Genomic DNA, 12407 nt, shown 5'->3' on the forward strand with positions numbered 1-12407 from the left:
CCGGGCCGTCGCCCGTTCGCACGCGCTCGACGGGCGCCGGAGATCGTCTCTGCTTAGCGTGGTGACCATGGGTCACTTTTCTCCGCGCCGCATGGCGACCGCGATCGCTGCAGTGACACTCTCCGCGCCGCTGGCCTCCTGTTCGGGCGGCGGCGATCCCCTCGCCAGCACCCCCTACGACGCCGCCGGCCAGGTCGTGTGGACCGGTGGAGTCGCCGGGTCGAAGAAGGCCGACCCCAAGAAGCCGCTGGAAATCACCGTCAAGGGTGAAGGCAACCGCATCACCGACGTGACGGCCTCCGACGGTTCGGGACGCTACGTGAGCGGCCGCCTGTCCGCGGACGGCAAGAGCTGGCGCAGCACCTCGAAGCTCTCCGCCGCGGCGCACTACGTCGTCAAGGTGACCACAGAGGACGGCAAGGGCCGCCAGGGACGCAAGACGCTCTCCGTCGACACCACCGGTACCAAACGGCACCTGAAGGTCACCTTCGGCCCGGAGAGCGGCACCTACGGTGTCGGACAGCCCATCACCGCCGAGCTCAGCGCCGCCGTCAAGGACACCCTCGGCCGGAGCGTGGTCGAGCGCAACCTGCACGTCAACGCCTCACCGGCGGCCGACGAGGGCGCCTGGTACTGGGTCGACGACAAGACCCTGCACTACCGTCCCAAGACCTATTGGCCCGCGCACGCCCGCATCGACGTCCGTAGCACCCTGGACGACGTGCACATCAAGGGCTCGCTCTACGGTGGCGACGTCAAGCCGCTGACCCTGCGCACCGGCGACCGCATCGAGGCCGTCACCGACGCGGCCACGCACACCATGACCTTCAAGCGCAACGGCAAGCTCGTCCGCACCATCCCGGTGACCACCGGCAAGCCCGGGTTCTCCACCCGCAACGGCATCAAGGTGGTGCTGGGTCAGGAGGCCAACGTACGGATGCGCAGCGAGACCGTAGGCATCGCCTCGGGCAGCTCCGACTCCTACGACCTGCCCGTCCAGTGGGCCACCCGGGTCACCTGGAGCGGGGAGTACGTGCACGCGGCGCCGTGGTCGGTGGGCTCGCAGGGGATCGCCAACGTCAGCCACGGCTGCGTCGGCATGAGCACCGAGAACGCCCACTGGTTCTTCGACAACGTCCGGGTCGGCGACCTCGTCTCGGTCGTCCACAGCCTGGGCGACGAGATGCCCGCCTTCGGCAACGGCTTCGGCGACTGGAACCTGTCCTGGAGCGAGTGGCGCAAGGGCAGCGCGGCGGGAACGCGCAAGGGCGCCGACCCGGCCGTGGCCGACCGTACCGACGCCCCTGGGGCCCGCCTGCAGCCCGAGATGTGACGCTAGGCGTCGACGGCCAGCCGCTGCCTCAGCAGCCCCGCCAGGGCCTCGTTCAGCGCGACCGGGTCGACCGGGTGGCTCACCGCCGCGTCGGCCCGGCTCCAGCTGGCCAGCCAGGCGTCCTGGGGGCGCCCGATGAGCACCAGCACCGGCGGGCAGCGGAAGATCTCGTCCTTCACCTGGCGGCACACTCCCATGCCGCCGGCCGGGACGGCCTCGCCGTCGAACACGCACGCGTCGATGCCGCCGCTCTCCAGCGCGCTGAGGACCGCCGGGAGGGTCGCGCACTCCAGGTACTCGACCGGCGGCAGATCGCTCGCAGGGCGGCGGCCGACGGCCAGACGGACCTGTTCCCGGGTGTTCCTGTCGTCGCTGTAGACCAGCACCGTCGCGGTCGTCTGCATCCGTGCCTCCTCGCCTTCGTGGAGTCGCCTGCCTGTGGCCGAACCTTACTCCCGAGCACGGCGCTTCGAGGAGGGTTAGCTCCTTCGGGCGACGCCTTTCCCTACCTCAAGGGCCTTGACACACCGAATGGCACCCCCCGGAGTGAGCGCGAGATAAGCGACCGACATAATGTCGGTCGTGGCGACAGCAACAGCAGTAGAAACCGGGCACGCGCACCCGTCGGTCAACCGGCCGAACCTCACCAGCGTCGGAACCATCATCTGGCTGAGTTCCGAGCTGATGTTCTTCGCGGCCCTCTTCGCGATGTACTTCACCCTTCGCTCGGTCACGGGTGCCGAGTACTGGAAGGCGCACGCCGACGTCCTGGACATCCCGTTCTCGGCGACGAACACCACGATCCTCGTGCTCTCCTCGTTCACCTGCCAGATGGGTGTCTTCGCCGCCGAGCGCGGCGATGTGAAGAAGCTGCGCGCGTGGTTCATCGTGACGTTCATCATGGGCGCGATCTTCATCGGCGGTCAGATCTTCGAGTACACCAACCTGGTCAAGGAGGACGGCCTCTCGCTCTCCTCCGACCCGTACGGTTCGGTGTTCTACCTGACCACCGGATTCCACGGTCTGCACGTGACGGGTGGTCTCATCGCCTTCCTGCTGGTCCTGGGACGGACCTACGCGGCACGGCGGTTCACCCACGAGCAGGCCACCGCGGCCATCGTCGTGTCCTACTACTGGCACTTCGTCGATGTCGTCTGGATCGGCCTCTTCGCCACGATCTACCTGATCAAGTAGTCGGACCCCCGCGCCGGTTGCGCACACGGTCACGACATCCAGAACCATCGACGCAAGAGATCCTGACACCGGGGTAATCCGTGAAAAAGCTCTCCGCACGACGGCGCCACCCGCTGGCGGCGCTCGTCGTCCTACTTGTCGCGCTCACGGCCATCGGGGGGCTGTACGCCGCGCTCGCGCCGGCGCCCAAGGCGCAGGCGGACGACAGCTCGCAGTCCCTCGCCATCGAAGAGGGCAAGAAGCTGTACACCGTCGGCTGCTCCAGCTGCCACGGTACGTCCGGGCAGGGCGGCAGTGACGGCCCCAGCCTCGTCGGCGTCGGCTCCGCGGCCGTGGACTTCCAGGTCGGCACCGGTCGCATGCCGGCCCAGCAGCCCGGCGCCCAGGTGCCGCGCAAGAAGGTCATCTACGACCAGAAGCAGATCGACCAGATCGCGGCGTACATCGCCTCGCTGGGCCCCGGCCCGGTCACGCCCACCGAGGAGCAGTACGACCCGGCCGGCGCCGACGCCGCGCGCGGCGGGGAGCTGTTCCGCACCAACTGCGCCCAGTGCCACAACTACCAGGGCAAGGGCGGTGCGCTGACACACGGCAAGTACGCGCCGACGCTCGAGGGCGTCAGCAACAAGCACCTGTACGAGGCCATGCTGACCGGCCCGCAGAACATGCCGTCCTTCCCCGACACGACGATGCCGGAGGAGAACAAGCGGGAGATCATCGCGTACCTCGACGCTGTCAACGGCGAGGGCGCGCCGAGCCCCGGTGGCATGTCGCTGGGCAGCCTCGGCCCGGTCACCGAGGGTCTCTTCGGCTGGATCTTCGGCCTCGGCGCCCTGATCGCCTGCGCCATTTGGCTCGCGGCCCACACCACCAAGGCGAAGAAGTCATGAGTCAGGACATGTCAGAAGAGAACCTGCCGGACAGGCCGGCACACGAGGGCGGCGGCCAGGTCGCGACCGCGGAGAACCCGTTCGCGGACCCGGGTCTCCCGGCCCACCTGCCGCGCCGCCAGGACATCGACGAGAAGGCCGCGAAGTCCTCCGAGCGCACGGTGGCCTTCCTGTTCACCGTGTCGATGCTCGCCACGCTGGGCTTCATCGCCAGCTTCGTGGCCATCCCGATCGACAAGATCGTCTACATCTGGCCGCTGGGCCACATCAGCGCGCTGAACTTCGCGCTGGGTATGACCCTCGGCGTCTCGCTCTTCGCCATCGGCGCCGGCGCGGTCCACTGGGCCCGCACGCTGATGTCGGACGTCGAGATCGCCGGCGACCGCCACGCGATCGCGGCGAGCCCCGAGGTCAGCGCCCAGGTCAAGGCCGACTTCGCCACCGGCGCCGTCGAGAGCCAGATCGGCCGCCGCAAGCTGATCCGCAACACCATGCTCGGCGCGCTGACCCTGGTGCCGCTCTCCGGTGTGTTCCTGCTGCGCGACCTCGGCCCGCTGCCGGAGGACAAGCTCCGCCACACGCTGTGGTCCAAGGGCAGGCTGCTGATCAACCAGAACACCAACAAGCCGCTGCGTCCCGAGGACGTTGCCGTCGGCTCGCTGACCTTCGCCGTGCCCGAGGGCCTGGAGGAGGAGCAGCACGACTACCAGGAGCAGCTCGCCAAGGCGGCCCTGATGATCGTCCGCATCCAGCCGGACGACATCAAGGACAAGAAGTCCCGCGAGTGGGCGCACCAGGGCATCCTGGCGTTCTCCAAGATCTGCACCCACGTCGGCTGCCCGATCAGCCTCTACGAGCAGCAGACGCACCACGTGCTCTGCCCCTGCCACCAGTCGACGTTCGACCTGTCCGACGGTGCCCGGGTGATCTTCGGCCCCGCCGGTCACGCCCTGCCGCAGCTGCACATCAGCGTGAACGGCGAGGGTTACCTCGAGGCACTGGGCGACTTCGATGAGCCCGTGGGCCCGGCCTTTTGGGAGCGTGGATGAGCACCAACACGAGCGCGAGCGCGAAGCCGCGCGGAAAGGCGCCCGCCGGCGAACGTGTCGCCGACTGGGCCGACGGCCGGCTGGGCATCTACAGCCTGAGCAAGGCCAATCTGCGGAAGATCTTCCCGGACCACTGGTCCTTCATGCTGGGCGAGATCTCCCTCTACAGCTTCATCATCGTCATCCTGACCGGCGTCTACCTGACGCTGTTCTTCCACCCGGCGATGAACGAGGTCGTCTACGACGGCTCCTACGCGCCGCTGCAGGGCATCACGATGTCCGAGGCGTACGCGTCGACCCTGCACATCAGTTTCGACGTGCGCGGCGGTCTGCTGGTCCGGCAGATCCACCACTGGGCGGCCATCGTCTTCGTGGCCGCGATGCTCGTGCACATGATGCGCATCTTCTTCACCGGTGCGTTCCGCAAGCCGCGCGAGATCAACTGGGTCTTCGGCTTCTTGCTGCTCTTCCTCGGCATGTTCGACGGCTTCATGGGCTACTCGCTGCCGGACGACCTGCTGTCGGGCACCGGCATCCGCTTCATGGAAGGCGCCGTGCTGTCCGTGCCGATCGTCGGCACGTACCTCTCGTTCTTCCTCTTCGGCGGTGAGTTCCCCGGCACCGACATCGTGCCGCGGTTCTACACGATCCACGTGCTGCTGATCCCGGGCATCATGGCGGGCCTGCTGGTGGCCCACCTGATCCTGGTCTTCTACCACAAGCACACGCAGTGGGCCGGCCCCGGCAAGACGGAGAAGAACGTCGTCGGCATGCCGTTCTTCCCGGTCTACACGGCCAAGGCGGGCGGCTTCTTCTTCGTGGTCTTCGGTGTCATCGCGGCCATGTCCGCGCTGGTCTCCGTGAACCCGGTGTGGGCCTACGGTCCCTACCGGCCGGACCAGGTGTCGACCGACGCCCAGCCCGACTGGTACATGGGCTTCTCCGAGGGCCTGATCCGCATCATGCCGGGCTGGGAGATCAACCTCTGGGGCCACACGCTCGTCCTGGGCGTGTTCATCCCGCTGGTGATCTTCCCGCTGGTCCTGGGCTTCATGGGTGTCTACCCGTTCCTGGAATCCTGGGTCACCGGTGACAAGCGCGAGCACCACCTGCTCGACCGCCCGCGCAACCGCCCCGTCCGCACGGGCATCGGCGCCGCCTGGATCAGCCTCTACCTGATCCTGCTCGTCGGCGGCGGCAACGACCTCTTCGCGACCCGCTTCCATCTGTCGATCAACGCGATCACCTGGGTGGTCCGGATCTCGTTCTTCGTGCTGCCGGTGCTGGTCTTCTTCGTCACCAAGCGGATCTGCCTGGGTCTGCAGCGGCGCGACCGGGACAAGGTGCTGCACGGTCGCGAGACCGGCATCATCAAGCGGCTCCCGCACGGTGAGTTCATCGAGATCCACGAGCCGCTGGAGCAGGGCGCGCTGTTCAAGCTCACCCAGCACGAGCAGCCCAAGCCGCTCGACATCGGCCCCGAGGTCGACGAGAACGGCGTGGAGAAGAAGGTCGGCCCCACGGCGAAGCTGCGCGCGAAGCTGTCCCGCGGCTACTACGGCGAGGGAACGCAGATCGACAAGCCCACGGTCGAGGAGTACGAGGAGATCACGAGCGGCCACGGTCACCACTGATCACTGAAGCTGTGCCACCGGGCAGGGCCCCGTCCATCCGATGGACGGGGCCCTTTCCCGTTCCCCCGCGCCGATAGGCTGGAGCCGAAGGTTTCCCGCCGCACGTCAGACCCCATGGAGTGGACCATGAGCGTTGTGAACCCCGCCGGAGGCGCATCAGTGGCGGGCGGCTCCTGGCCCGACGTCCTGGGCGCGCTGCTGAACGGCAAGGACCTGACGGCCGCGGAAACGGCGTGGGCGATGGACCGGATCATGAGCGGGGAGGCCTCGGACGCCCAGGTCGCCGGTTTCATGGTGGCCCTGCGCGCCAAGGGGGAGACCGTCGAGGAGGTCACCGGCCTCGTCGAGTCGATGTACGCGCACGCGACGCCGCTGCACGTCCCGGGTCCCGCCGTGGACATCGTCGGCACGGGCGGCGACCGCGCCAGGACGGTGAACATCTCCACGATGTCCGCCATCGTCATCGCCGGCGCGGGCGCCAAGGTCGTCAAGCACGGCAACCGCGCGGCCAGCAGCGCCAGCGGCGCCTCCGACGTCCTGGAGAAGCTGGGCATCAACCTGGACCTGCCCGCCGACCGCGTGGCGAAGGTCGCCGAGGACACCGGGATCACCTTCTGCTTCGCGGCGAAGTTCCACCCCGCGATGCGGTTCGCCGCCCCGGCCCGCCGCGACCTGGGCATCCCCACCTCGTTCAACATCCTCGGCCCGCTGACCAACCCGGCCCGGGTGGGGGCCTCCGCCGTGGGGTGCTTCGACACCCGGATGGCCGGTCTGATCGCCGGTGTGCTGGCCCGCCGCGGCTCCTCCGCGCTGGTGTTCCGCGGCGACGACGGGCTGGACGAGCTCACCGTCACCGCCACCTCGCAGGTGTGGGTGGTGCGTGACGGGAAGGTCGAGCAGGAGTCCTTCGACCCGCGCGACGTCGGCATCGAACTGGTGCCGATCGAGGCGCTGCGGGGCGCGGACGCCGCGTACAACGCCGACGTGGCCCGGCGGCTGCTGGCCGGCGAGACCGGCCCGGTCCGTGACGCGGTGCTGCTCAACTCGGCGGCCGCGCTGGTGGCGCTGGAGGGCGCGGGCGGTCCGCTGACCGACCGGCTCGCGGCCGGGATCGCCCGGGCGGCCGAGTCGATCGACTCGGGGGCGGCCGCGCGCACGCTCGAGCGGTGGGCCGCGGCAACGCACGCGTAGTCACCGGGAACACCGCGGAGGGCCGGGGCAGTTGCCCCGGCCCTCCGTGCCGTCCGCCGCGGGGCGGACCGTCCGGGATGCGGACCGCGGCTTGCGGCGCCGCGCCCGTGTGGCATGATGCTGCGCAGGTCACGAGTGACAGCGAAACGGCCCCGGCCCGCTGTCCGGCAACCCTCCTTCCGTGGCGGGGTGCCCCGGGTGATGACCAGGCCGCAGGCAGCGAGGTCTGCGGCAAGCGCGGTCAGAGGAGTTCCTCCATGAGCAAGCGAATGCGCTAGGGCCTCGGGGCCCTCAGCCGTCTTCCCACCCTCCCCGGGCGTCCGCCCGTCGTGCCGAGGGCTTTCCCGTCATCACTGACGTACCTTCACTCCCGCCTGCTCCCAGGAGACTTCGCCATGTCGCCGCGCCCTGCCCTGCCCTCGTCCGTCCACGCCCCGCTGCCCGTCCTCGGACGCGAGGTCCTCGTGCCGCTCGTGACCGGGGGCGAGGTGGGTTACGCCGCCCTCGACTACGCGGCCAGCGCGCCCGCGCTGCAGCGGGTCTGGGACGACGTCGCCGCCTACGCGCCCTACTACGGCAGTGTCCACCGGGGGGCCGGCTACCTCTCGCAGCTGTCGACGGACCTGTTCGAGCAGAGCCGGGCCACGGTCGCGGAGTTCCTCGGCTGTCGCCCCGGCGACCAGGTGATCTTCACCCGGTCGACCACCGACTCGCTGAACCTGCTGGCCGCCGCGGTGCCGGCCGGTACGAGCGTGTTCGTCTTCGAGACCGAGCACCACGCGTCCCTGCTGCCGTGGCGGGACGCCGACGTCACCTACCTCGGCGCCCCCCGCACCCCGGACGAGGCGGTGGCGGCGCTGGAGCGGGCGCTGGCCGCCCGGGCGGCGGACGGACCGGCGCTGGTCTGCGTGACCGGGGCGTCCAACGTCACCGGCGAGCTGTGGCCGGTGCGGGAGCTGGCCGCGGCGGCCCACGCGCACGGCGCCCGCATCGTGCTGGACGCGGCGCAGCTCGCCCCGCACCACCCGGTGGACATCGCGGAACTCGACGTGGACTGGGTGGCCTTCTCCGGGCACAAGCTGTACGCGCCGTTCGGCTCTGGAGTGCTCGCAGGCCGCGCCGACTGGCTGCGCGCGGCCGAGCCCTACCTGGCCGGCGGCGGCGCCTCCCGGCGGGTGGCCCGGCGAGCGGACGGCGGGGTGGACGTCGACTGGCACACCACGGCCGCCCGGCACGAGGCCGGCTCGCCCAACGTCATCGGCGCCTACGCGATCGCCTCGGCCTGCCGGGCGCTGACGGAGGCCGGCTTCGACGGGCTGGTCGAGCGGGAGCAGGCGCTGGTGGCCCGGGTGCGGGCCGGACTGGCGCAGGTGCCCGAGGTGAAGGTGCTCTCGCTGTTCGGCGACGACGCCCCCCGGGTCGGCGTCATCTCCTTCGTCGTCGAGGGCTGGAACAGCTCGCACTTCGCTGCGGCGCTCTCCGCCGAGTACGGGATCGGCGTGCGCGACGGCCTCTTCTGCGCGCACCCCCTGGTGCGCACCCTGCTCGGCGGCACCGACCGGGAGCCGGGCGAGTGCGGGGCCCCCGAGGCCGCCCCGGGCGAACCTTCGCTCAACGCCATCCGGGTCTCCTTCGGCGCGGGCACCCCGGACGAGCACGTGGAACGCTTCGTCGACGCGGTGCGCGAGCTCGTGACGGAGGGCGCCAAGTGGCGTTACCGCACCGAGGACGGCCGCTGCGTGCCGGACCGGGACCAGGCCCTGGCCCAGTCCCCGGCCCAGGGCTAGGCGTCCAGGCCGATGGCGAAGGCCGTCTCGAGGTCGTGCTGGGAGTAGGTGCGGAACGCCACGTGCGTGTCCGTGGCCTCGACGCCGGGGATCTTGCTGATCCGGCCCGGGATGACGTCCGCGAGCTCGTCGTGCCGGGCCACCCGCACCATGGCGACCAGGTCGTACGTTCCCGTGACGGAGTAGACCTCGCTGACGCTGTCGAGCGCGGCGATGGACTCCGCGATCTCGGGGATACGGTCGACGCTGGTCTTGATGAGCACGATCGCGGTGATCACGGTTGCGGGTCTCCTTGGGTCGCCCTTGCTGCGGGCTCAAGCTTAGGCGTTGCGCGGTAGCACACCCACGCGCACAGGAAGCCGAAGACGAAGCCGGTGATGTGGGCCAGGTAGGCCACCCCGGGACCCGTCTGCTGGATCTCGCCGGCGAGCCACTGCAGCACGAACCAGAAGATCAGCACCATCCAGGCCGGGAAGCGCAGCGGCAGGAAGAAGAGGAAGGGGAAGACGCTGGTCACCCGGGCCTTGGGGTAGAGGTAGAGGTACGCGCCGAGCACCCCGGAGATCGCCCCGGACGCACCGACCAGGGTCTGGGTGGAGGAGGAGTGCCCGAGCGCGTAGCCGTACGTCGCCAGGTAGCCCGAGGCGATGTAGAAGAACAGGAAGCGGAAGCGGCCCATGCGGTTCTCGACGTTGTCGCCGAAGACCCAGAGGAAGAGCATGTTGCCGAGCAGGTGGAACCAACCGCCGTGGACGAACAGCGCGGTGAGCACCGACACGAAGGGCGGGACGGCGAAGGACCGCAGCGGCGGGCAGCCGTCCGGCATCGGCACCTGCGCCAGGGGGATCCGGCCGTGCCAGAGTTCGGCCGGGATGACACCCCAGCGGGCGAAGTACGACGCCTGGGAGCACACCTGATCGTGGCCCATGCCGTACACGAGGTTGAGCCCTGAGGACGGGCTGACGAGGAAGAGCAACGCGCACAACCCGATCAGGGCGTACGTCACCACGGGTGTGCGGTGGACGGGGTTCTTGTCGTACACCGGGATGACCATGGACCGATCATGACGGAACGGGTGTAACGGTCGCCGGGCGCCTCGCCGCAGCGCGCGGTACCACCGAGGCCGTAGGGTGACCGGAACGCATTCCGCGCGACCGAGGAGACGACCGATGCCGGTGCCCCTGCCGACCGCCACGACCCGTTGGCGTTGCACCCTGTGCGGCAATCTGACCCGGTTCGACGTCACCCGTTCCAGCAAGGTCGTCGAGTACGTCCACCTGGACCTGGCGGGGGAGCCCTCGGTCGAGGAGCGCGAGGTGGTCAGCGAGACCGTGGAGTCGGTGCGCTGCCGCTGGTGCAACGCCGTGGACCAGGTCGAGCTGGTCGACCGCCCCGACGCGGCGGCGGCGGCGCAGGCCTGAGCGCCGCCGGGGACAATAGAAGAATGCGGCGCGGCCAGAGAGCTTGAAGGAGGCCGGGGAGGCGCCCACGGACTGGACGGGAGTGACGGGTGGACGGGACCGGCGGTAACCCGGGCCGCGGCGACGAAGCGGCCGTGCCCGAGGCTGCGGCTTCGGCTGCGCCGGAGGAGTCCGTCCACGGCGAGTCGCTGGACCGTCCGCTGCCCGAGGGAGTCCGGCACCGCGTGGTCGCCCTGGCGGCCGAGGCGTTCGGCGGGCTGACCCCGGCCGAGCTGCCCGCCGTCCTGCGGCCGTACGCCCGGTTCACCCCGAGCCGCCGCGCCAAGTTCGCCGCGACCGCGCTGGCCACGGCCCTGGAGGGCGACCCGTCCTTCCGGCAGCGCGTGGGCGCCCGGCTGCGCGAGTCCGAGCCGGAGCTGTGCGAGGCGCTGGACGCCGGCACTCCGCCCCCCGCGGTCGACCCGCTGGACGTGGCGGCCGCCGCCTACCTGCTGCGTCCCGCCGGCTGGGCCAAGCTGGTGGCCGCGGCGGGCGAGGAGGCGCAGCGGGTCAGCGCCGAACGGGCGGGCGAGGAGGCGCAGCGCGAGCTGCGGCAGCTGAAGGCGGAACTGGACGAGGTCCGGACGCTGGCCCGTACCGAGGCCGTGCGGGTCCGCACCGAACTGGACGCGGCCCGCAAGGAGGCCGAGTCGCTGCAGCGCAAGCTGCGGAGCGCGGCGAGCGACGTGAAGCGGGCCGAGGCCGCGCTGCGCAAGGTCGAGCACGAACTGGACGAGACGCGTGCGGCCGCGGCCGCGGAGAAGGCGTCGGCGGACGGCGAGGCACGACGGCTGCGGGCCCGGCTCGCCGAGGCCGAGCAGGCCGTCGAGGCCTCCCGCCGGGCGGCCCGGGAGGGCCGCAGCACCGAGGACATGCGCCTGCGGCTGCTGCTGGACACCGTGCTCGACGCCGCCTCGGGACTGCGCCGGGAGCTGGCGCTGCCGCCGCGCGACACCCTGGGCGCCCGGCCCGCGGACACCGTCGAGGCGGTGACGCCGGGGGCGATCAGTCCGAAGGACATCGCGCGGCGCGCCCTGTCCGAGGACGACCCGGCACTGCTGGACCAGCTGCTGGCGCTGCCCCAGTCCCATCTGGTGGTCGACGGCTACAACGTCACCAAGACCGGTTATCCGGCGCTGCCGTTGGAGAAGCAGCGGCTGCGGCTGCTGGGCGGGCTGGCGGTGCTGGCGGCGCAGAGCGGCTCCGAGGTCACCTGCGTCTTCGACGGCGCCGATCTGGACGCCCCGGTGCTGCTCGCACCGCCGCGCGGCGTGCGGGTGCTGTTCAGCAAGGCCGGTGAGACGGCGGACGAGTTGATCCGACGTCTGGTTCGGGCGGAACCTCCCGGTCGTCCGATTGTGGTGGTTTCTTCCGATCGCGAAGTTGCTGACGGTGTGGCCCGTGCCGGCGCCCGCCCGGTCGCATCCACCCTGCTGCTGAAGCGACTTGCCCGGGTGTGACCTGGAGCACACCGTGGGGCGGGTGGGGCGCTTTTCGTGGACTCAGCGTCAACTCGTCATCACTGCACGTGCGATGTATGTAAAGAAAACGCAGCCGAGCGACTTTTTTTCTTCAGGGATTTGATCCGATCACAAGATGGTCACTAGGGTCGTGCCTCGAACCTCTGCCCAGTCGATCATCCAGCCCGGATGGCGGTGGAGGTCCCGCCGATCTGAAGTGCCGTGCGTACGACGGGGGACGCCGACACTCAGGGCCGGGGAACGCAGTTCCCGATGCATGCGGCAGGCGGCTGGAGGAAGAAGGAGCTCGCCCGAGTGGCGTCCCACCGTCGTCCCAAGCAGGCCAGTCGCACACGTGTCACCGTGCTCACCGCGACCGCCGCCGCAGCCGTCGCCCTTTCCGCGCAGG

The 12407-nt window shown here is 70.3% G+C and carries 12 protein-coding genes and 1 riboswitch; of the genes, 9 read left to right on the plus strand and 3 right to left on the minus strand.

Features of this window, described 5'->3' with window-relative positions; all coding sequences use genetic code 11:
• Positions 1–67 precede the first annotated feature (67 nt).
• Positions 68–1333, plus strand: coding sequence for a L,D-transpeptidase (locus ACFW3D_RS37345; protein WP_500512274.1), 1266 nt, complete (start codon positions 68–70; stop codon positions 1331–1333).
• Between the two features lie 2 nt (positions 1334–1335).
• Here ACFW3D_RS37345 and ACFW3D_RS37350 read toward each other — a convergent pair whose 3' ends face one another.
• Complete coding sequence (locus tag ACFW3D_RS37350) at positions 1336–1737, minus strand: hypothetical protein (protein WP_354803225.1); 402 nt, start codon at positions 1735–1737, stop codon at positions 1336–1338.
• A gap of 169 nt (positions 1738–1906) precedes the next feature.
• Between ACFW3D_RS37350 and ctaE the strand changes: the two genes are divergently transcribed.
• From ctaE to ACFW3D_RS37380, 6 genes are all read left to right on the plus strand, one after another.
• A complete protein-coding gene (ctaE, locus tag ACFW3D_RS37355; protein ID WP_319163544.1) occupies positions 1907–2527 on the plus strand; it encodes an aa3-type cytochrome oxidase subunit III in 621 nt (206 codons plus the stop codon).
• 80 nt (positions 2528–2607) lie between these two features.
• Positions 2608–3417: a cytochrome bc1 complex diheme cytochrome c subunit gene (gene qcrC, locus ACFW3D_RS37360; protein ID WP_500512276.1), complete on the plus strand. Its 810-nt coding sequence runs from the start codon at positions 2608–2610 to the stop codon at positions 3415–3417.
• A gap of 8 nt (positions 3418–3425) precedes the next feature.
• Positions 3426–4466, plus strand: a complete 1041-nt coding sequence (qcrA, locus tag ACFW3D_RS37365) for a cytochrome bc1 complex Rieske iron-sulfur subunit (RefSeq protein ID WP_500512278.1) — start codon at positions 3426–3428, stop codon at positions 4464–4466.
• Positions 4463–6100: a cytochrome bc1 complex cytochrome b subunit gene (gene qcrB / locus ACFW3D_RS37370; RefSeq protein ID WP_500512280.1), complete on the plus strand. Its 1638-nt coding sequence runs from the start codon at positions 4463–4465 to the stop codon at positions 6098–6100. Before qcrA ends, qcrB begins: the two co-directional genes overlap by 4 nt.
• A 126-nt stretch (positions 6101–6226) precedes the next feature.
• Complete coding sequence (gene trpD, locus ACFW3D_RS37375; protein WP_500512282.1) at positions 6227–7291, plus strand: anthranilate phosphoribosyltransferase; 1065 nt, start codon at positions 6227–6229, stop codon at positions 7289–7291.
• A 127-nt stretch (positions 7292–7418) separates the two neighbouring features.
• Positions 7419–7535, plus strand: a riboswitch (SAM riboswitch).
• A 151-nt stretch (positions 7536–7686) separates the two neighbouring features.
• Entirely contained in the window at positions 7687–9078 is a 1392-nt protein-coding gene (locus ACFW3D_RS37380; protein WP_500512284.1) for an aminotransferase class V-fold PLP-dependent enzyme, read from the plus strand.
• Here ACFW3D_RS37380 and ACFW3D_RS37385 read toward each other — a convergent pair.
• Positions 9075–9356 carry an Lrp/AsnC family transcriptional regulator gene (locus tag ACFW3D_RS37385; RefSeq protein ID WP_018557042.1) on the minus strand — a complete coding sequence of 94 codons (282 nt, stop codon included), beginning with the start codon at positions 9354–9356 and terminating at the stop codon, positions 9075–9077. The genes ACFW3D_RS37380 and ACFW3D_RS37385 overlap by 4 nt on opposite strands.
• Entirely contained in the window at positions 9353–10132 is a 780-nt protein-coding gene (locus ACFW3D_RS37390) for a rhomboid family intramembrane serine protease (protein WP_500512286.1), read from the minus strand. The genes ACFW3D_RS37385 and ACFW3D_RS37390 overlap by 4 nt, the downstream gene beginning before the upstream one ends.
• 115 nt (positions 10133–10247) lie before the next feature.
• On the opposite strand from ACFW3D_RS37390, the gene ACFW3D_RS37395 reads away from it, so the two are divergent.
• Positions 10248–10499 carry a hypothetical protein gene (locus tag ACFW3D_RS37395; RefSeq protein WP_500512288.1) on the plus strand — a complete coding sequence of 84 codons (252 nt, stop codon included), beginning with the start codon at positions 10248–10250 and terminating at the stop codon, positions 10497–10499.
• 89 nt (positions 10500–10588) lie between these two features.
• Positions 10589–11998, plus strand: a complete 1410-nt coding sequence (locus tag ACFW3D_RS37400) for an NYN domain-containing protein (protein WP_500512290.1) — start codon at positions 10589–10591, stop codon at positions 11996–11998.
• Positions 11999–12407 lie beyond the last annotated feature (409 nt).

This window comes from Streptomyces sp. NPDC058864 (assembly GCF_042742985.1).
Classification (GTDB): Bacteria; Actinomycetota; Actinomycetes; order Streptomycetales; family Streptomycetaceae; genus Actinacidiphila.